This is a genomic window from Tsuneonella sp. HG094, from assembly GCF_053819285.1.
This window is the reverse complement of the sequence record NZ_JBSORA010000001.1, coordinates 2,515,498-2,534,555: the sequence shown is the minus strand read 5'-3', so window position 1 is coordinate 2,534,555 and position 19,058 is coordinate 2,515,498. Positions and strand designations below refer to the sequence as shown.

Genomic DNA, 19,058 nt, shown 5'->3' with positions numbered 1-19,058 from the left:
GTCATTGCACCTCTCCCGTGGTGGCCGCCGTCGCTGTGGCGGAGGGAGAGGCTTGGGGCAAGGCCTCGACTGGCAGGCGGCGCTGCTCGAGCATCTCGGCCGCCTCGTCGAGCGCCTTCGCTTCGCCGACGGTCACGCCGCCCGGGCCGGGATCGGTCTCGGCCGGGCCGCATCCGGCCAGCAGGAGGAGCGCGGAGGCGAGCGTTGCGGTTGTGCGGAGCATGGCGCCGACCATACCCTGTCTTCGGAAAACGAAAAGCGGGCGAATCGCTGAGGTGCGATTCGCCCGCTTCGGGTTACTGGCCCAACAGGATTACTGCGGCGCGTCGGCGTCGTTGGCAGCCTCGGCGGCGGCAGCGGCGGCCTGCGCGCGGGCGGCGACGTCGGCAGCGTTCGCGCCGGCCTCGGCAGCCGTCGCTTCGGTCGCGGCATCGGTCGGCTCGGCGGCGGCATCGGCCGCGGCGTTGGCGTTCGGATCGACCGCCGGTTCCTCGGTGACGCCGGCCATCGCTTCGTCGGCGGGCATCTCGACGGTGTCGGCCTCGGCAGTGGTCGAGGCGTCGTCGGTGCCGCCGCAGGCGGCGAGCGCGAAGGTCAGCGGGGCAATGGCAAGGACAAGCTTCTTCATGGGTAGGCTCCTCGAAGGGGGTATGGCGCTCTCCTAGCGGCGGCCCGATTGCGCCGCAATCCACAGCGCGCCATTTCCTTCGCGTAGCGGGCTGTGCCAAGGCATCCGGGCATGGACGCGGTCGCAGCCTCTCCCCCTCTCGACGCCGCACGCGGGCGCCTGCGCGAACTGTTCGGGTTCGACGATTTCCGCGGCGTGCAGCCGCAGGTGATCGAGCGCGTGCTGGCGGGCCGCTCGACGCTGGCGGTCATGCCGACGGGGGCGGGCAAGTCGCTCACCTACCAGCTGCCCGCCACGATGCTGGCGGGGACCTGCGTGGTGGTCAGCCCGCTGATTGCCTTGATGCACGACCAGCTCCGCAGCGCGCAGGCGAACGGGATCGCTGCCGCCACGTTGACCAGCGCCGATGCCGACTGGCGCGAGACGATGGATGCGTTCCGCGAAGGATCGCTCGACCTGCTTTACGTCGCACCCGAGCGGGCGAGCCAGCCGGCGTGCCGCGACCTGCTGTCGTCGGCCCGGATCGCGCTGTTCGCGATCGACGAGGCGCACTGCGTTTCCGAGTGGGGCCACGATTTCCGCCCCGACTATCGCCAGCTGCGTCCGCTGATGGATGCCTTCGCAACCGTCCCCCGGCTGGCGCTGACGGCGACCGCGGACGCGCACACGCGGGCGGACATCCTGGCCCAGCTCGGTATCCCGGAGGAGGGGCTGATCGTCGCCGGGTTCGACCGGCCGAACATCCGCTACGCAATCCGCCACCGCGACAATCCCGTGCGCCAGATCGCGGACCTGATGCGCAGCGAGCCGGGTCCGGGCATCGTCTATGCTCCGACCCGCGCCAAGGTGGATAAGCTGGCCGACCAGCTCGCAGCCGCGAGCGGGCGTCCGGTGCTGCCATACCACGCCGGCCTCGACCCGGCGGTTCGCGCCGCCAACCAGTCTGCCTTCGTCGACAGCGAGGACATGGTCATCGTCGCGACGATCGCGTTCGGGATGGGCATCGACAAGCCCGACGTGCGGTTCGTGGCGCACGCGGGTGTGCCCAAGTCGATCGAGGCCTATTACCAAGAGACCGGCCGCGCCGGGCGCGACGGCGATCCGTCGCAGGCGGTCATGCTGTGGGGCGCGGGCGATTTCGCCACCGCGCGCCAGCGGCTCGCGGAATTGTCCGAGGATCGCCGCGGTGGCGAGCGGGGGCGGCTCGATGCGCTTGCCGGGCTGGTCGAAACCGCCGGGTGCCGCCGCGCGGTGCTGCTACGCCATTTTGGCGAAGACCCGCCTGCAACCTGCGGCAACTGCGACAACTGCCTCGACGCGCCGGGTGTCACCGACGTGACCGAGATCGCGCAGAAGCTGCTCTCGGCCGCCTACCGCACAGGCCAGAGCTTCGGCTTCGGGCACCTCCAGAAGGTGCTTACCGGATCGAGCGACGAGCGAGTGCTACAGCGCGGGCACGATTCGTTGAGCGTGTTCGGCATCGTCGGCGGCGACGACGCGCGGCTGCTCCAGCCGGTCGCCCGCGCTCTCCAGGCCCGCGGCGCACTGGTCGCGACCGAGCACGGCGGGCTGCAACTCGGCGGCGAAGCGAAGGCCATCCTCAAGGGCGAGCGCACGGTCGAGATCGTCGTGCCCCTAACGCGCGAGCGGTCGCGGCACGGGCGGGGTAGTAGCAGTGAGGCGAACCCGGTGGGCGATCCGTTGTTCGAGGCTTTGCGCGAGGTGCGCCGCGATATTGCCAAGGCGGCGGGCCTACCGCCCTACGTTATCTTCCACGATGCCACCTTGCGCGAGATGGCGGCGCTGCGCCCGCAGACCCGCAACCAGCTTGGCGAGATCGCCGGGGTCGGCGCGAAGAAACTCGACGCTTATGGCGCCGCGTTCCTCGAAGCGATCCGCGGCGCCGATACCTGAGGAGAACCTGATGCGACCGGTGTTTTGGGCCTTGGCCCCGCTCCTGCTGGCGGGCTGTACGACACACGGCGTTGCGCCTGCGAGTTCGCCGGTATCCGCGCCCGATGGATTCGCATTCGAGGTGAAATCCTGGGGCGCGCCGGTGCACAGCTGGATCGTTCTGGCGGACGGCGCGGCGACCTCGATCGTCCGGGTCTCGGATAGCGGAGGGCCGTTCCCGCCCTATGCCCTCGAACACCGGCGGTTTGCGCTCTCGTCCGATGCACTCGCTCGATTGCGATCGCTTGCGACGACGATCCCTCGGCCCGTTCCCACCGATAGTGAGTGCGAGAAGCGGATGACGGACGCCGCCTATGGCACCCTGTCGCTCGTGCGTGGAGGCGAGACCGAGGCGCTGGCGTTCTACGAAGGCTGCTTCGACGCCTATTATCGCCCCTATCTCGGCACGCTCAAGGCGATGGATGCGATCGTGATGGATGCGAGCAAGCTGGCCCCCGTCGAGCATCGCGAGGAGGTTGGCGCCAAATCCGGTTGACGCCAGGTCCTTTCGATATAAATATGATATCACTTTTATATCGGAGGAGTGATTCGTCATGTCGGTCGAACAGGGGACCCAACGTCTCGGGGGAATGAACACCAGCCGCGAACGGCCTGCGGCGACTTTCAACGGCTATGCCATGCTGGCGGTGGGTCTCGTGCTCTCGGCAGCGACGGTCTGGCGCTTCATCGAATTCGTCCAGCGCGCCAAGCTGGACCTGCCGGCGGGAGGCGAACTCGGTATCTCGGGCCTGCTGCTCCTGCTGGCGATTCTCGCGTTGTCGGGGTTCTACATGATCCAGCCCAACCAGGCCGCGGTGATCACGCTGTTCGGCGCCTATCGCGGGACCGACCGGACCGAGGGGCTGCGCTGGATCTGGCCGTGGATGATCCGCAAGAAAGTCTCGGTACGCGCGCACAACGTCCATTCGGACAAGGTCAAGATCAACGACCTGAAGGGCAATCCGATCGACATCGCGTGCAATGTGGTGTGGCGCGTGGCGGACAGCGCGCAGGCGGTGTTCGACGTGGACGACTTCAAGACGTTCGTGGAAATCCAGATCGAGGCAGGCCTTCGCACCGTGGGCGCGCGGCACCCCTACGACGACCTCGAGGAAGAGGAAGTCACCCTGCGCGGCAGCCCCGACGTGGTGAACTCGGAGCTTCAGGCCGAGCTCAACGACCGGCTCGTGGTCGCGGGCATCGTGGTCGACGAAGCCGGCCTTACCCACCTTGCCTACGCCGCGGAGATCGCCGGCGCCATGCTCCGCCGCCAGCAGGCCGAAGCCGTGATCGCCGCGCGGGCCAAGCTGGTGATGGGCGCGGTCAGCATGGTCGAGATGGCGCTCAACAAGCTGTCGAACGACGGCATCATCGACCTCGACCACGAGCGCAAGGCGACGATGGTGTCGAACCTGATGGTCGTGCTGTGCGGCGAGCGCGAGGCGCAGCCGGTGGTCAACGCCGGGACGCTCTACCAGTAGGGTTCGCGGCATGAGCGGTTCGCAGAAAAAGGCCTTCGCCCTCCGTCTCGATCCGGCAGTTCATGCCGCGGTCGAGCGGCTGGCGTCGGCCGAACTGCGCAGTGCCAACGCCCAGATCGAAATGCTGCTGCGCGAGGCGCTCGAAGTCCGCGGTCTCGCGGTGCACGGCAGCGGCAAGCCCCGCCGGGGACGTCCGCCGAAGGAGGGCGAAGCGGATGCGTGACGAAGACAAGCCTTTCATTCTCTACAAAAGCGGCTTCGGCTTTCGCATCGTTCCGCGGAATGCAGCCGGCTATCGCGCGACGTTCGTCTGGCTGCTGTCGCTCGCCCCGGTCGTCGGCGCGTTCATCTATGCCATGTCGCAGGTCGAAGACGGCACAAGCGTTGCGATCGCCATCGCGCTCTACACTGCCGCGATGCTGACGTGGGTGATCCTTGGCGTTCGCTGGATGAAGGCCCGCAGCGAGGTCGTCGACATGCGCGAGCTGCTCGAGATCAAGCGCGAGCGGGACCGGAACCGCACCCGGCGCTGACCGCGCAAAGCCGGTCATTGAATCGAAAGCAGACTTGTGAGACCTTCCCCCTGATCGTGGGACCGGGGGGTCTGTCGATATGCGAATTGTGCTGCGCGTGGCGGCCATGGCCGCTGCCTTGTCTCTGATGCCCGCGCCGGCGAGCGCGGACGAACTCACGCTGCCGAAAGGCCTGGGCGAGCAATCGGCCACGCTGATCCGGCCGGTCCCGTTTGCCGCGACCGTCCTGATCGTGCCCGGCAAGAAGGCCACCGCCGAGGAGAACGACGCGCTGGCGGCGCTGGCCGCGGCGCTGGGCGATCGCGGTTTCGGCAGCGTGCGAATCGAAAAGGCCGCCGATCTGCCCGCCTGGTCCGCCGCCACGCAGCGTGCGACCGGCGGCGAATGTGTCTGGCTGCTGGGCCATGGCAAGGGTGGCCGGGCCGCGGTCGCCGCCACCGGACGGACGCAGAACCTGTGCGGCGTGATCCTCGTCGCGGCACCGGCCAGGGCGGGCAAGGGCGCACTGGCGCTGTCCCGATCAGCCGGGAAGGGTGCGCTGCCGCTGCTGGTCGTCAGCGCCGGGCGCGATCCTCAGGCCGGTTTTGCCGACGGGGCGGCCATTCGCGCCGCCAATCCCGGCGCTACCCACACGATGATCCTCGCGATGGACGGCACCTTGCGCGAGGAAGGGGCGGGTAGCGCCGTCTCGCCGGGTCTCGTCGACGCGGTGACCGCCTTCCTGTTCGAGAACGGCCCGCAGATCCAGGAAACCAGCTACCGCAAGAAAGCCAAGTCGCGCGGACGCCGCAGTGCGGAGCTGGCGAGCCCGTTCGGCAGGAGCCGCCGCGCAAGGAGTTGACGGTCCGTTAACCTTGATTGGTTACCCCGGGCGGCATGGATAGCCTCGCGCGCAATTGTCCGGCCCGCCCTTCGCTCAAGCTGGTCTGCGTTCTGGCCGCGCTCGCGGTGTCCGCAATCCCGGTCGCGGCGGTGCTGGCGCAAGCGCAGACAGACACTCCGTTCACGCTGGTCGAGAGCGGTCGCGGCTTTTCCTCGTTGCAGCAGGCGATCGACGCGATCGGCGGCGGCAGCGGGACCATCTCGGTCGCATCCGGCACCTATCGCCAGTGCGCCGTGCAGGAAGCGGGCGACCTGACCATCGTCGCCGCCGAAGCGGGCAAGGCGGTGTTCGACGGCGCGACGTGCGAAGGCAAGGCGGCGCTGGTGCTGCGCGGTCGCAGCGCGCGCCTCTCGGGCCTCGTGTTCCGCGGCATGGCGGTGCCCGATCGCAACGGTGCGGGCATCCGGCTCGAGCAGGGCGACCTCGTGGTGGCGCAAAGCTGGTTCCTCGACAGCGAGCAGGGCATCCTCACCCACGACGACCCGAACGGCACGATCGTCATCGACAAGAGCACTTTCGCGGGCCTCGGCAACTGCGAGAATTCCGCCGGCTGCGCGCATTCGATCTACATCGGCAACTACGGCCGCCTGCGCGTGACCCGCAGCCGTTTCGAGCGCGGGACCGGCGGCCACTACGTCAAGTCACGCTCCCGGCAGGTCGAGATCGCGGCGTCGAGCTTCGACGATTCGGCTGGTCGCGCGACCAACTACATGATCGATCTTCCCGCCGGATCGGTCGGCCAGATCACCAACAACTGGTTCGTGCAGGGCCGCGACAAGGAAAATTACTCGGCCTTCGTCGCGGTCGCGGCGGAAGACCAGCTCCACCCGGCCACCGGCCTTGTGATCGCGGGCAACGATGCGCGCTTTGCGCCGGGTGTGCGGCGGTCGAGCGTGTTCGTGGCGAACTGGTCGCGCGACAAGCTCGCTGTCGGCGATAATGCGCTCGGGACCGGTATCAAGCTCTACGAGGAACGCTAGCGCGGAACCTGCTACACCCGCGCGGGGTTGAACGGGCGAGGAGCGCGACATGGCCGGTGGATGGACCCGCGATGGCGCGGTGCAGGACCAGATCGACGACACCGTCAAAGACGCGGTCGCGGCAGCCCGCGCCCGCACGCCCAGCGGCGAGAGCGCCGAATTCTGCGACGATTGCGGCGAGGCCATTCCGCCTCGCAGGCGCGAAGCCGTCCCGGGCGTGCGGACCTGCGTCGCCTGCCAGGGCGAGCGCGACGGACAGGTGCGCCACAGCCTCATCAACCGGCGCGGCAGCAAGGACAGCCAGCTGCGTTGACGAACGCGCTCAGTCCTCCCATCGCGCAGCCATGAGTTCCGCCTTCATCCGCGCGCAGCACTTTGCGCCCCAGCACGGCCTGTCGAAGATTGCCGGTCGCATTGCAGACAGTACGACACCGTGGCTCAAAAACCGTCTGATCAAGCGCTTCATTGACGCATACGACGTCGACATGAGCGAGGCTGCGGACCCTGCGAGCGCCTATCCCACGTTCAACGCCTTCTTCACCCGCGCGCTCAAGCCCGGTGCGCGGCCGCTCGCCGACGCGGCCGAATTCGTGCTGAGCCCGGCCGACGGCGCGGTAAGCCAGCTCGGCGCGGTGACCGGCGGGCGGATCGTGCAGGCCAAGGGACGCGATTATTCGGTGGCAGAGCTGCTCGGCGGCGACGCGAGCGATGCCGCGCGGTTCGAGGGCGGCCGGTTTATCACGATCTACCTCTCGCCCAAAGACTATCACCGCGTTCACATGCCGGCATCGGGAACCCTGCAATGCACACGCTACGTCCCGGGCGACCTGTTCTCCGTCAACGCGGTCACCGCCGAGGGAGTGGAGCGGCTGTTCGCCCGCAACGAACGGCTGGCCTGCCTGTTCGACGGCGAACTGGGACACTTCGCCAGCGTGATGGTCGGGGCGATGATCGTCGCCGGAATCGAAACCGTGTGGGGCGGGCGCGTCCAACCGCACGGCCACGCCGTGATCGAGCAGCCGGGAAGCGGCATCGACCTCTCGGCGGGCGACGAGATGGGCCGGTTCTATCTCGGCTCGACGGTGGTCCTACTGTTCGAGCCGGGAAAGATCGACTGGCAGTCTGACCTACAGCCGGGAAGCACGCTGCGCATGGGCCAGGCGATCGCGCGGCGTCTTTAGGGCAGCAGGTGACCCGACCGGTCGCGCTTGGTGGCGAGGTAGCGGGCGTTGTGCGGGTTGTCTGGCAGTCGGTGCGGCACCCGCTCGGTCACCGCGATCCCCGCCGCTTCGAGCGCCGCGACCTTGTCTGGGTTGTTGGTCATCAGTTTCACGGCGTTCGTCCCGAGCAGCCGGAGCATCCGCACCGCCACCGGGAAATCGCGCGCCTCGTCGGGCAGGCCGAGTCGGCGATTGGCATCGATGGTGTCGAAGCCTTCGTCCTGCAAGCGGTAAGCGCGCAGCTTGTTGACGAGGCCGATCCCACGGCCCTCCTGCCGCAAGTAGAGCACGACGCCCCAGCCGCCTTGCCGGGCTTCTTGTTCCGCGGCGTGGAGTGCTGCATCGAGCTGCGGGCCGCAGTCGCACTTGAGGCTACCGAGCACGTCGCCGGTGAGGCATTCGGAGTGTAGCCGCACCAGCGGCGGGCGATCGCTGGAGGGTTGGCCGAAGACGAGCGCGACGTGCTCGCGCAGGTCGTCGGGCGCGCGGAATGCGACGATCTCGCAGTCCTCGCCCGCCGCCACTGGCAGGTGCGCGCGCGCCGCGACGACGAGTCGCGCAGGATCGACGAAGGCCGCGAGGTCCGTCGGGGCGACGGTCACGGGCTCGCCCGCATTCTCTGGATCGACGAGGAACGCAGGAAGGATGCCAGCGATGCGCGCCAGCTCCAGCGCGGCTGCGGCCCCCTCGGCCCAGTCGAGCGGCTCGGCGCGGAAAGGACCCTTCATCGGATTGACGAGGTCGAGCGCGGGATCGGCCACCGCGCGCGCGGCGGAAAGATCGAACGGGTGGGCCCCGCGCAACAACACCGGCGCATGCGGGACCGCTGCCTCGCGCTGGTTGGCGAGCTTGAGCGTTTCGGCCCGCGCCGCGCCGATCAGCATTCGCTGGGCGGTTGCGCCCGGCGCGAAGGCGGTTTCGGCGGGGAGCAGGACCGAGCCACCCTCGATCGCAATCGGCCAGCCATGGCGCAGTGCGTCGATCGCCTGCGCGGCGCGGCGGCCAGACGAAGGGGACGGCAAGGCGCTCAGAGCGCGAACTCCGTTATCAACGGCACGTGGTCGCTCGGCGCATCCCACCGCCGGGTCTCCTCGACGAAGCGGTGGCTCAACGCCTGCGGGGCGAGCTCGGGGCTGGCCCACATGTGGTCGAGCCGCCGCCCCTGGTCCTTCTGCCGCCAGTAGCTGCGGTACGACCACCACGAATAATTGCGTTCCGGCGCGGGGATGAACCGGCGGCCGAGATCGACCCAGCCGTGCGCGTCGGTCAGGCGGCCGAGCGCCTCGACCTCGACGGGCGTATGGCTCACGACCTTGAGCAGCGCCTTGTGGTCGTAGACGTCGGATTCGAGCGGGGCGACATTGAAGTCCCCCACCAGCAGCGTCGGCCGGTCCAGCGCGTCGGCCCAGCGCGTCATCCGCTCGAGGAAATCGAGCTTCTGCCCGAACTTGGGGTTCGCTTCGCGATCGGGTATGTCGCCGCCTGCGGGGATATAGACGTTGTCGACCACCAGGCCCGATCCCTCGAGCTCGACCGCAACGTGCCGTGCCTCGCCGTTGTCCTGCCAGTCGTGACGGTGGTGTTCGCGGAACGGAAGGCGGCTCACGGTGGCGACGCCGTGATAACCCTTCTGACCGTGGACTGCCTGGTAGACGTAGCCGAGATCGGCCAGCGCCTGCGCCGGGAACTGGTGCTCTTGGCACTTGATCTCCTGCAGGCACAGCACGTCGGGGGCCTGCTCACGCAACACGCGCTCGACCTGCGGCAGCCGCAAGCGCACCGAGTTGATGTTCCAGGTGGCAATCGAAACCATCGCTCGCGGATAGCAGCGGAACCGCGCGCCGCAAGCCGGAGGGTCGTTTCGCAAGAGACGGTCCGCGACCAGCGGACCGCAAGCGCGAACGCGCGCCCGAGCTTATGCGAGGAAAGCCAAACAGGCCGGACGGCCTGTGCCGGCGCCTGAGGACGTAACAAGAAAGGAAAAAACCCCCGCGCCGGGGGCATTGGCGCGAGGGTTTCGTTCTGAGCGTTCGTCACGCTTGCGGGCGGCCTCTTGAGAGGTCGGGCAACAGGGGGGAAACCCGCCTCAAACCGTCCCGCGAGACAGGGTTTACGCCGCCGTGGCTTTCACCTGCATGAACACCGTGATTCCACTCGTCGCGGGGAGCGCACGGTGGTCCGGCGAACCGGTCCCTAGCGGCGACCAGCCGAGCGGCGCGGATCGGTGAAACTGAATGCGCTGTCAGCCACCGCCATGCCGTAGCGCTGGTTCGACAGGCGCACGGTCGTGCGGCCGTTCTGCGAATCGAGAGCCACCCAGCTCGTGAGCTGCAAGCCGCCCGGAGCCGAGGCGTTGCGCACGAAGACGAGCGTGATCACGCCGAACTCCGGCTTCTTCGGATCGCGCACTTCGACACCGACGACGTTGTTGCCCGCGACCGGTACCAGCTTGCCGAACCGCTTCACATCGCGGGTGGGGTCGAGCAGCGCGCCGAGCGGCGAATTCGAGATCGGCCAGCGCTGGACCTGCTTTACCTCATAGTCGACAAGGTAGAGCGACTTGCCGTTCGACACGACGAGCATGTCGGCGCCCTTGCCGTACTGAAAGCGGATCTTGCCGGGGCGCTTGAGCGTCAGCTCGCCCGAGAGCGTCTGGCCCTTGCGATCGGTCTGGGTGAAGTTCGCCTTCATCGTCGAAATGCCGCGCAGGGCGGCCACCGCTTCGTCGAGCTGGCTGCTCGACTGCGCCGCGACCGGCGCGGCAGGAAGCGTCAACAGCGCGGCGGGCGCACCAACGGCGAGAGCGCCGGCAATTGCGGCGCGCACGGGGTAACGAGATAGATTCTTCAAGGTATGCATGCTCCGGTAAATGGTTGCGGAGCGTTGAACCACCACTGAACCCTGACGGTTCCGGCGGTTCAGGATGGGTCGGGCTCCAGCGGTCGACATGGGGCAGGATCGCCTTTCAAGCCTCGCGGGATAGAAGTGGCTCGAAGTTCGGGCTGGCTGTCCCGGACGAGAGCTGCGACGACGCCCGCGGGGCTTGAAAGGCGACCGCGAAGCGGCGGGCCGCAATCGGCCCATTGCAGCGTCGCTCGTCAGTCACGATGGAATTCCATCGCTCCTTCCTCGCTTCTCGCACTGAGCCGATTTCGGCTCCGTCATGCCCCATGCCGATCGCCGGAGCCCGACCCGCTTACTTGATCTTGGCTTCCTTGAATTCGACGTGCTTCCGGGCAACCGGATCGTACTTGCGGAAGGTGAACTTCTCGGTGTGGTTGCGCGGGTTCTTCTTCGTCACGTAGAAGAAGCCGGTGTCGGCGGTCGAGACCAGCCGGATCTTGACGGTTGCGGGCTTCGCCATGGCAAATTCCTGATTCTCTGACGGGCCCCAATTCTCGATGAAGACCGAGGGCCACAAATACCAAGGGCGGCGCACGCGCACCGCCCGTCGGGGGCGGCCATTGGTCCAAAGGGCGACGAAAGTCAACCCGGCCGCGCGCCCGCTACCACTCCACCCTGCCGCGATTGGCCTTCACCGTGCCGCGCGACTTCTTTTCCTTGATGCGGGCTTCCTTGCCCACCCGGTTGAGGCGACTTTTGGCGCGCTTCGCAGGCGCGTCGAACGCGCCGCGAATCATCGCCTCGAGCCGTTCGCGCCCGTCGGCCCGATTCGCCTCCTGCGTGCGGAAACGGCGGGCGGTAAGGACGATCTCGCCCGCAGCGGTCATCCGGCTGCCGGCAGCGGTCTTGAGCCGGGCGAACACCTGCGGCTGCAAGCGCAAGGCATAGACGTCGAGCCGAAGCTGCGCGGCGGTCGCCACCTTGTTGACGTTCTGCCCGCCCGGTCCCGAGGCGGCGATGAAACTCTCCTGCACCAGGCCCATCGCCCGCGCGACGGCCTCGTCTGCCTCATTCATCCGCGAAGCCGAGCGCCGCGAAATCGGCCGGCAACGGCGCGTGCGCACTGATCGGTGGCTTCGCTTCGCGCGGAACGACGAGGTCGGCGGCATGGAGCATCGTGCGCGGTGCACCGCCCTTGCGGCCGTAAACCGGGTCACCGAGCAGTGGGATACCGAGGCCCGACGCCGCGTGAACGCGAATCTGGTGCGTGCGACCGGTCTCCGGGCGGAACTCGACCAGGGTCAGGCCGCCCTGCACGTCGAGCTTGCGCCAGTGGGTGACCGCGGGCTTGCCCTTCTTCGCCGGGATCATCCGCCAGCCTTTTTCCGCCGAGCTGATCTTGCTCAGCGACAGCGCGATGGTGCCAGCGTCTTCCGCCACCGCGCCCGCGACAATCCCGAGATAGCGTTTCTCGACTACGCGATCCTCGAACGCGCGGTTGAAGCGGGCGAGCACCTTGGGATTGCGCGCGAGCAGCAGGCAACCGCTGGTATCGGTATCGAGCCGGTGGACCGCGACCGGGTCGCGCTGGAAGCCCAGCCGCAATTCGGCGAGGTGGTCCCCGAGCGAACGCCCGCCTGCTCGCGGCCGCTCGATCGGCAGTCCGGCAGGCTTGTCGATCACCAGCGCCTCGCCGTCTTCGTAGAGGATGGGGATCATGGTAGGAGCCTCGCCGCCATCAGTCCGCGCACCGCGTTGCCGAGGAGGAAGCCGTCCGCGAGGTCGTCGAGCGTGAGCGCGGCCTCGTGCGCTGCGCCGCTGTCGATCAGGGAGCGGCGCAGGATGCCGGGCAGCAGGCCGAGTGAAGCCGGCGGTGTCAGCAACGCGCCGTCGCGCTCCACGAATACGTTGGCAGTCATACCCTCGGTCACCAGACCCTCGTCGGTCACGAATACCGCCGTGCCGGCACCCGCATCGCGCGCGGCATCGTTTCCGGCGTCGTAGAACCAGCGGTCGGTGGTCTTGTGGGCGAGGCGCAGGTCGCCTGCGTCGACCGGCAAGGGCAGCGCGATGCAGGTGGTCATGTCTGGCACCGCTCCAAGCGGCTGTGCCTCGAGCGCGGTTGCGCCGCTCCGGCCGAGCAGCAGGCGGATTTTCGCGGGCGCCTCCAGTTCGAAGCACAGCGCCTGGATGCGGTTGCGCGCGGCATGGCGGTCGAACGCGAAGCCGAGGGTTTCGGCGCTCGCTTTCATGCGTTCGAGGTGGAGTTCGAGGAGCGCGATTCCTTCCTCGGGATCGAAGCGCATCGCCTCGATCAGGTCGAACCCGGCGGCGGAGCGCTGGGCGAACCCGGACTTCAGGTGGCTTTCGCGCCATTCGGCGAGCGGCTCGCTGTCGGCGACGATCGCCGAGCCGACGCCGAGCACCGCACTGCCGTGCGCGTTCTCGATCTCGGTCAGCCGCAGCGTTCGGATCGCGACGTTGAAAGCGGCATCGCCGTTCGCCCCGACCCGTCCGATCGCGCCGCAATAGGGACCGCGCGCATCGCGCTCTACCTCGCCGATCAGTTCCATCGCGCGGATCTTGGGCGCGCCGGTGATCGAACCGCAAGGGAACAGCGCCCGGACGAGGTCCATCGCGCCCTTGCCGTCGGCGAGGCGGGCGCGGATCGTCGACACCATCTGGTGGACCGTAGGGTAGCTCTCGACCGCGAAGGGAGTTTCGACCCAGACCGATCCAGCCTCGGCGACGCGCGACAGGTCGTTGCGCATCAGGTCGACGATCATCAGGTTTTCGGCGCGGTCCTTTTCCGAGGTCGCGAGCTCCTCGGCCAGCGCGCGATCGGCCGCTTCGTCTGCTGCGCGCGGACGCGTGCCCTTCATCGGCTTGGCCTTGGCCTCGCCGCGCTTCAGGCTGACGAAGAGTTCCGGCGACAGGCTCAGCAGCCAGTGCTGCCCGTCGAACACCACCCCGCCATAGCCGCTCGCCGCATCGCCGCGCAGCGCAGCGTAGAGTGCAAGCGGGTCGCCGCGGAAGCTGCCCGCGAGCGGAAAGGTGAGGTTGGCCTGGTAGATGTCGCCCGCGCGGATCGCTTCCTGCAGCGCGGCGAAGGCCTCGTCGTAGGCACCGGCCGAAACCTGCGGCGTCAGGGGGCCCAGGCTGGCGGAACCGCCTCCGCGCTCCGCGAGCCAGCCGGCGACCTCGTCCGGGGCGAGGACCGTTTCCTCATCGAACAGCCCGAGCCAGACGAGTGGGCCGCCCGCTCCGGTGCGGGCGGCGGCGAGCGGAGCCAGCTTCGGTTCTAGCGCCAGCCCGGCCTCGTAGGCGAGGTATCCGGCCAGCGTGCCGCCTTCGGCCCGCGCGGCATCGGCGGCGGCGAGCGTGGCGGCGACCTCTTCGGGCCGATGGGCGACGAAGATCGCCCGTGGCGCTTCGAACAGGTGCGCGGGCGCGGCGCCGTCGGTCCGGGCATCGTCGAGCAATACGAATGGGGTGCGCCCGGCCATCTCCGCTGCCTTAGCGCCTTCGCCTTTCCTGTCGAGGGCGCTTGACCGCATCGGCGTGCGTTGCGACACCGCCTGCCACAGGCAACGGGAGTATTGGGCGCAGTGGGCCAGATCTACATCGGCCTCGCCGACAACGGCGAGAAGCAATACCTCGAACTCGGCCGGGCCAACCGCCACGGCCTGATCGCCGGGGCGACCGGAACCGGCAAGACGGTGACGCTGCAGGGCCTCGCCGAAAGTTTCTCCGCCGAGGGCGTGCCGGTGTTCGTTGCCGACGTGAAGGGCGATCTGGCGGGCATTTCGATGCCCGGCTCGCCCGCTTTCAAGCACGCTGCCAGCCTCGAACAGCGGGCGAAGGACCTCGGGATCGAGGACTACGTCTATTCGGACAATCCGGCGGTATTCTGGGACCTCTACGGGGAAAAGGGGCACCCGATCCGCACGACGATCTCGGAAATGGGGCCGTTGCTGCTCGGCCGGTTGCTCGATCTCAACGACACCCAGCAGGGCGTGCTCGACATCGTCTTCCGCTTCGCCGACGAGCAGGGCCTGCTGCTGATCGACCTCGAAGACCTGCAGGCGATGCTCGCGCACACCAGCGAGAATGCGAGTTCGCTGTCTGCCCGCTACGGTAACGTCACCAAGCCATCGGTCGGTACGATCCAGCGGCAGGTGCTCAGCCTCGACAGCCAGGGCGGAGCGCAGTTCTTCGGCGAGCCGGCGCTCGAGATCGCCGATTTCATCCGCACCGATGAGAAGGGACGCGGAATCATCAACGTGCTGGCGGCGGACCAGTTGATGCGCAGCCCCAAGCTTTACGCGACATTCCTGCTCTGGCTGCTCGCCGAGCTGTTCGAGGTGCTGCCCGAGGTCGGCGATCCCGAGAAGCCGAAACTGGTGTTCTTCTTCGACGAAGCGCACCTGCTTTTCGACGATGCGCCGGGCGCACTGCAGGACAAGATCGAGCAGGTCGTGCGCCTGATCCGCTCCAAGGGCGTGGGCGTCTATTTCGTGACGCAGAACCCGATCGACATTCCCGAGGAGGTCGCCGGGCAGCTCGGCAACCGCGTCCAGCACGCACTGCGGGCATTCACTCCGCGCGACCAGAAGGCGATCAAGGCGGCAGCCGAGACCTTCCGCATCAATCCCAAGCTCGATGTCGAGGAGGCTATCACCGAGCTCAGGACCGGCGAGGCTCTGGTCTCGACGCTGATGGAGGACGGCGCGCCTTCGGTCGTGCAGCGCACCTTGATCAAGCCCCCGCGGAGCCGCCTCGGCCCGATCGACGCCAAGGAGCGCGCGATCATCCAGTCGATCAGCCCGTTCTCGGGCAAGTACGACGAGCGGATCGACCGCGAGAGCGCCGAGGAAGTGCTGGCCCAGAAGGCAGCCGACGCCGCCGCGACCGCGGTCGAGGTCGAGGACACCAGCGTCGAGGAAGTCGGCAAGCGCGAACGCAAGCACACCAGTATTTGGGGCAAGGCGGCGAAGCGGGCCGCCGGCGCGGCGCTGGGCTCGGGCGCGTCGATTGCGGCAGGGGCGATCCTCGGCAAGAAGTCGCGCGCCAGCCCGATCAAGACCGCGACCAGCTCGGCGGTGGGCTCGATCGCGACCGACTTGGCCGGGCCCTATGTCGGGCGGTTCGTGCGCAACCTCATCGGCGGACTGATGCGTTAGCGATGGCCGAATTCACCGACAGCCTGACCGACGACCATATCGCGATGATCGCGGCGCAGCCGGTCTATTTCGTCGCGACCGCGGCGGCGGACGGGCGGGTGAACCTGAGCCCGAAGGGCCTGGAGGATACGCTCAAGGTGCTTTCGCCCAGCCGGGTCGCCTACCTCGACCTCGGCGGATCGGGCAACGAGACGCACGCGCACCTCGTCGCCGAGCAGGCCGATCCGGGGCGGATCACGCTGATGCTGTGCAACTTCCGCCAGCCCGCGCTGATCCTGCGCATCTACGGTCGCGGGCGACCGGTTCTGCCGCAGGATGCCGGGTGGGACGAGCTCGCGACGCATTTCGCCTTGCTGCCCGGTACTCGCCAGATTTTCGACATCGCAGTCGAGAGCGTACAAACGAGCTGCGGCTGGGGCGTTCCGCTGATGGATTACGAAAAGGATCGCGCGACGCTGGTGAAATACCATGCACAGGCCGATCCGGCGGCGTGGGAAGAGAAGTTCGCCGGGCGCACCCGCAGCATCGACGGACTGCCGACCCGGCCGACCGACCGCTACATCGCGGGCGAGCCGGTCGCCGGGACCGTTCGCCACTGAGGCGCGTTCCGAACCCCGCGTGCAACTCACTTTCGCCAGCTACAACATCCACAAGGCCGTCGGCACCGACGGGCGGCGCGATCCCGACCGCGTGCTCACGGTGCTGCGCGAGATCGATGCCGACGTCATCGCGCTGCAGGAATGCGACCGGCGCTTCGGCACTCGCGATAGCGTGATCGACCGGGCGGCGCTCGACGACACGCCCTGGAAGGCACTGCCGGTGGCGCGCGGTGCGACGAGCCTCGGCTGGCACGGGAATGCCCTGCTCGTGCGGCGCAAGTTCGATCCACTCGAGGCCCACGCAGTGGCCCTTCCGCGGCTCGAGCCGCGCGGGGCGGTGCGGGGGGACTTTGCTGTCGAGGGAACGCGCGTGCGAGCGGTGGGGATGCATCTCGACCTTTCGGGCTTGCGTCGCCGCGACCAAATCCGCGCGATCCTGTCGCATGTCGGCGATTGCGAGCATCCTTGTCCGGCCGTGCTGATGGGCGACTTCAACCAGTGGGGGATGGTCACCGGCGCAATGCGCGAGTTCGGCGACGGCTGGCACGCGCTGGCGCCCGGCCGCACCTTTCCGAGCCGCCAGCCGGTGGCGCACCTCGACCGGATTGTTATCTCGCCCGAGTGGAAGGTGGTGGCCAGCGGGGTCCATCACAGCGCGACTGCCGTGGTCGCATCGGACCACTTGCCCGTCTGGGCGAAGCTTGAGCTGCCCTAGTTTCGACCACGTGATCAAGAATTAAGCACCCGCCATTGATCCCACTGCCGGGGAATGGGGCGCCCTCGATCGCAAATTACTGATTTTGTTTCCGCCATCGCGGCTGGCACGCCTCTTGCTGCATATGCGAAGCCGGGGATCGTCCGGCGGCTAACGAGGGGGCATCGATGAAATTCATCATCGCCGTGATCAAGCCATTCAAACTCGACGAGGTGCGCGAAGCACTCTCGGCCATCGGGATTGCCGGCATGACCGTGACCGAGGTCAAGGGGTTCGGCCGACAGAAGGGCCAGACCGAAATCTACCGCGGGGCGGAATACTCCACCAACATGCTGCCCAAGGTGAAGCTCGAAATTGCCGCGAGCGACGCCGTCGCGCCGCAGGTGGTCGAAACGATCCAGCAGGTCGCCCGCACCGAATCGATCGGCGACGGGAAGATCTTCGTCCTCGACCTCGCCTCCGCCACGCGCATCCGGACCGGTGAGTCCGGTGACACCGCGCTCTGAAACTGAGGGGTAATCAGATGATCCGCAAACTCGTTACCGGCGCGGTCGCCATCGGGGGCTCGATGCTCGCCGCGACCGCTGCCTTCGCCCAGGAGGCCGCCGCCACGGCGACCGCCGCCGCCACCGACGCCGCCGCCGTTGCGACCGAAGCTGCCGCGGCAGTAGTCGCGCCGGCTGCCGAGGCGGCTCCGGCCGCGTTCGTGCCGACCGCCGAAATGGTCAACAAGGGCGACGTCGCGTGGATGCTCGTCGCATCCGCGCTCGTCCTGCTCATGTCGATCCCGGCGCTGGCGCTCTTCTACGGCGGCCTCGTACGCGCCAAGAACATGCTGTCGGTCCTCATGCAGGTCCTCACCATCGTCTGCGTCGCGGCGCTGGTGTGGTTCAGCTGGGGCTACTCGATGGCCTTCACTTCGACCGGTACGCCGTGGCCGACCATCGTCGGCGGTCTCGACAAGGCGTTCCTTGCCGGGGTGAGCCCGTCTACCTTCGCGGCGACGTTCTCGAACGGGGTCTACCTGCCGGAATACGTCTTCGTGATCTTCCAGATGACCTTCGCGTGCATCACGCCCGCGCTCATCGTGGGTGCCTTCGCGGAACGCATCAAGTTCACGCCGTTGATCATCTTCACGGTGCTGTGGCTGACGCTCGCCTATTTCCCGATCGCGCACATGGTCTGGTACTGGGCCGGTCCTGACTTCCTCCACGCCGCGCCGACCGACATGGGTCTGCTGTGGGGCTGGGGCGCGCTCGACTTCGCGGGCGGCACGGTGGTCCACATCAACGCAGGCGTCGCCGGTCTCGTCGGCTGTCTCGTGATCGGACCGCGCATCGGCTACAAGAGCGAGCCCATGCCACCGCACAGCCTGGTGATGACGATGATCGGCGCATCGCTGCTGTGGATCGGTTGGTTCGGGTTCAACGCAGGTTCCGGCCTCGAAGCCAACGCTTTCGGCGCCCTCGCCTTCATCAACACCTTCACCGCCACCGCCGCGGCGGGTGCGACCTGGGCTATCATCGAGCAGATCATCCACAAGAAGCCGTCGCTCCTCGGCGCGGCTTCGGGCGTGGTTGCCGGTCTGGTCGCGATCACTCCGGCGGCGGGCTTTGCCCACCCCGGCACCGCGATCCTGCTCGGCGCGGTCGCCTCGATCGTTTGCTTCTTCTTCGTCACCACGGTGAAGAACAAGATGAAGTACGACGACAGCCTGGACGTCTTCGGCATCCACGCGGTCGGCGGTATCGTCGGCGCGATCGGCACCGGCTTCGTTGCCAACCCCGCTTGGGGCGGCCAGGGCTGGATCGACTACACCGCGCCGGTTGCCACTGCGGGCGAGTTCGACCTTGCCGGCCAGGTGATGACCCAGATCTGGGCCGTCGGCACCACGGTGCTGTGGACCGGCGTCGTTTCGGCGATCCTGTTCCTCGGCCTCAAGTATACCATCGGGCTGCGCCCCTCCGCCGACGTCGAAACCGAAGGTCTCGACATCCGCGAACACGGGGAGCGTGCCTACAACATGTAATCTCTTTCCG

Annotated in this window: 23 protein-coding genes; 14 read left to right on the top strand and 9 right to left on the bottom strand. The window is 67.9% G+C overall.

Features of this window, described 5'->3' with window-relative positions; all coding sequences use genetic code 11:
- Position 1: 1 nt before the first annotated feature.
- Positions 2-223 carry a hypothetical protein gene (locus ACWPMX_RS12610; protein ID WP_455700344.1) on the bottom strand — a complete coding sequence of 74 codons (222 nt, stop codon included), beginning with the start codon at positions 221-223 and terminating at the stop codon, positions 2-4.
- A gap of 90 nt (positions 224-313) precedes the next feature.
- On the bottom strand, positions 314-628 hold the full coding sequence (locus ACWPMX_RS12605) for a hypothetical protein (protein WP_455700343.1): 315 nt from the start codon (positions 626-628) through the stop codon (positions 314-316).
- A gap of 111 nt (positions 629-739) precedes the next feature.
- On the opposite strand from ACWPMX_RS12605, the gene recQ reads away from it, so the two are divergent.
- From recQ to asd, 9 genes are all read left to right on the top strand, one after another.
- Complete coding sequence (recQ, locus tag ACWPMX_RS12600; protein WP_455700342.1) at positions 740-2,542, top strand: DNA helicase RecQ; 1,803 nt, start codon at positions 740-742, stop codon at positions 2,540-2,542.
- Positions 2,543-2,552: 10 nt separating this feature from the next.
- A complete protein-coding gene (locus ACWPMX_RS12595; protein ID WP_455700341.1) occupies positions 2,553-3,077 on the top strand; it encodes a hypothetical protein in 525 nt (174 codons plus the stop codon).
- A 58-nt stretch (positions 3,078-3,135) separates the two neighbouring features.
- The gene (locus ACWPMX_RS12590; RefSeq protein WP_455700340.1) at positions 3,136-4,062 is read left to right on the top strand and encodes an SPFH domain-containing protein; all 927 of its coding nucleotides are present in this window, start codon (positions 3,136-3,138) and stop codon (positions 4,060-4,062) included.
- A 10-nt stretch (positions 4,063-4,072) separates the two neighbouring features.
- Entirely contained in the window at positions 4,073-4,285 is a 213-nt protein-coding gene (locus ACWPMX_RS12585) for a toxin-antitoxin system HicB family antitoxin (protein WP_455700339.1), read from the top strand.
- Positions 4,278-4,595 carry a hypothetical protein gene (locus ACWPMX_RS12580; protein WP_455700338.1) on the top strand — a complete coding sequence of 106 codons (318 nt, stop codon included), beginning with the start codon at positions 4,278-4,280 and terminating at the stop codon, positions 4,593-4,595. Before ACWPMX_RS12585 ends, ACWPMX_RS12580 begins: the two co-directional genes overlap by 8 nt.
- Positions 4,596-4,674: 79 nt before the next feature.
- On the top strand, positions 4,675-5,436 hold the full coding sequence (locus ACWPMX_RS12575) for a hypothetical protein (RefSeq protein ID WP_455700337.1): 762 nt from the start codon (positions 4,675-4,677) through the stop codon (positions 5,434-5,436).
- 35 nt (positions 5,437-5,471) lie between these two features.
- Positions 5,472-6,458, top strand: a complete 987-nt coding sequence (locus tag ACWPMX_RS12570; protein ID WP_455700336.1) for a right-handed parallel beta-helix repeat-containing protein — start codon at positions 5,472-5,474, stop codon at positions 6,456-6,458.
- 49 nt (positions 6,459-6,507) lie between these two features.
- On the top strand, positions 6,508-6,771 hold the full coding sequence (locus ACWPMX_RS12565; protein ID WP_455700335.1) for a DksA/TraR family C4-type zinc finger protein: 264 nt from the start codon (positions 6,508-6,510) through the stop codon (positions 6,769-6,771).
- Positions 6,772-6,802: 31 nt separating this feature from the next.
- On the top strand, positions 6,803-7,639 hold the full coding sequence (gene asd, locus ACWPMX_RS12560; protein ID WP_455700334.1) for an archaetidylserine decarboxylase: 837 nt from the start codon (positions 6,803-6,805) through the stop codon (positions 7,637-7,639).
- Here asd and ribA read toward each other — a convergent pair.
- The 7 genes from ribA to pabB all read right to left on the bottom strand — a co-directional run bounded on the left by ribA (position 7,636) and on the right by pabB (position 14,028).
- A complete protein-coding gene (ribA, locus tag ACWPMX_RS12555) occupies positions 7,636-8,700 on the bottom strand; it encodes a GTP cyclohydrolase II (protein WP_455700333.1) in 1,065 nt (354 codons plus the stop codon). The two genes, asd and ribA, sit on opposite strands and share 4 nt — an antisense overlap.
- Before the next feature lie 5 nt (positions 8,701-8,705).
- Positions 8,706-9,491: an exodeoxyribonuclease III gene (locus ACWPMX_RS12550; protein ID WP_455700332.1), complete on the bottom strand. Its 786-nt coding sequence runs from the start codon at positions 9,489-9,491 to the stop codon at positions 8,706-8,708.
- Positions 9,492-9,871: 380 nt separating this feature from the next.
- Positions 9,872-10,537, bottom strand: coding sequence for a LolA family protein (locus ACWPMX_RS12545; RefSeq protein ID WP_455700331.1), 666 nt, complete (start codon positions 10,535-10,537; stop codon positions 9,872-9,874).
- 337 nt (positions 10,538-10,874) lie between these two features.
- Complete coding sequence (rpmG, locus tag ACWPMX_RS12540) at positions 10,875-11,042, bottom strand: 50S ribosomal protein L33 (protein WP_160611214.1); 168 nt, start codon at positions 11,040-11,042, stop codon at positions 10,875-10,877.
- Between the two features lie 142 nt (positions 11,043-11,184).
- On the bottom strand, positions 11,185-11,598 hold the full coding sequence (gene arfB, locus ACWPMX_RS12535) for an alternative ribosome rescue aminoacyl-tRNA hydrolase ArfB (protein WP_455700330.1): 414 nt from the start codon (positions 11,596-11,598) through the stop codon (positions 11,185-11,187).
- The gene (locus tag ACWPMX_RS12530; RefSeq protein ID WP_455700329.1) at positions 11,591-12,241 is read right to left on the bottom strand and encodes an RluA family pseudouridine synthase; all 651 of its coding nucleotides are present in this window, start codon (positions 12,239-12,241) and stop codon (positions 11,591-11,593) included. Before ACWPMX_RS12530 ends, arfB begins: the two co-directional genes overlap by 8 nt.
- Positions 12,238-14,028: an aminodeoxychorismate synthase component I gene (gene pabB, locus ACWPMX_RS12525; RefSeq protein ID WP_455700328.1), complete on the bottom strand. Its 1,791-nt coding sequence runs from the start codon at positions 14,026-14,028 to the stop codon at positions 12,238-12,240. Before pabB ends, ACWPMX_RS12530 begins: the two co-directional genes overlap by 4 nt.
- Positions 14,029-14,130: 102 nt before the next feature.
- Between pabB and ACWPMX_RS12520 the strand changes: the two genes are divergently transcribed.
- The 5 genes from ACWPMX_RS12520 to ACWPMX_RS12500 all read left to right on the top strand — a co-directional run bounded on the left by ACWPMX_RS12520 (position 14,131) and on the right by ACWPMX_RS12500 (position 19,048).
- Positions 14,131-15,705, top strand: coding sequence for a helicase HerA-like domain-containing protein (locus ACWPMX_RS12520; RefSeq protein ID WP_455700327.1), 1,575 nt, complete (start codon positions 14,131-14,133; stop codon positions 15,703-15,705).
- 2 nt (positions 15,706-15,707) lie between these two features.
- Positions 15,708-16,304 (top strand): pyridoxamine 5'-phosphate oxidase family protein, encoded by a 597-nt coding sequence (locus ACWPMX_RS12515; RefSeq protein ID WP_455700326.1) that lies wholly within the window; start codon positions 15,708-15,710, stop codon positions 16,302-16,304.
- Positions 16,305-16,323: 19 nt separating this feature from the next.
- Positions 16,324-17,019, top strand: a complete 696-nt coding sequence (locus ACWPMX_RS12510) for an endonuclease/exonuclease/phosphatase family protein (protein WP_455700325.1) — start codon at positions 16,324-16,326, stop codon at positions 17,017-17,019.
- Between the two features lie 167 nt (positions 17,020-17,186).
- On the top strand, positions 17,187-17,525 hold the full coding sequence (locus ACWPMX_RS12505) for a P-II family nitrogen regulator (protein WP_455700324.1): 339 nt from the start codon (positions 17,187-17,189) through the stop codon (positions 17,523-17,525).
- 62 nt (positions 17,526-17,587) lie between these two features.
- Complete coding sequence (locus tag ACWPMX_RS12500) at positions 17,588-19,048, top strand: ammonium transporter (protein WP_455700785.1); 1,461 nt, start codon at positions 17,588-17,590, stop codon at positions 19,046-19,048.
- Positions 19,049-19,058 lie beyond the last annotated feature (10 nt).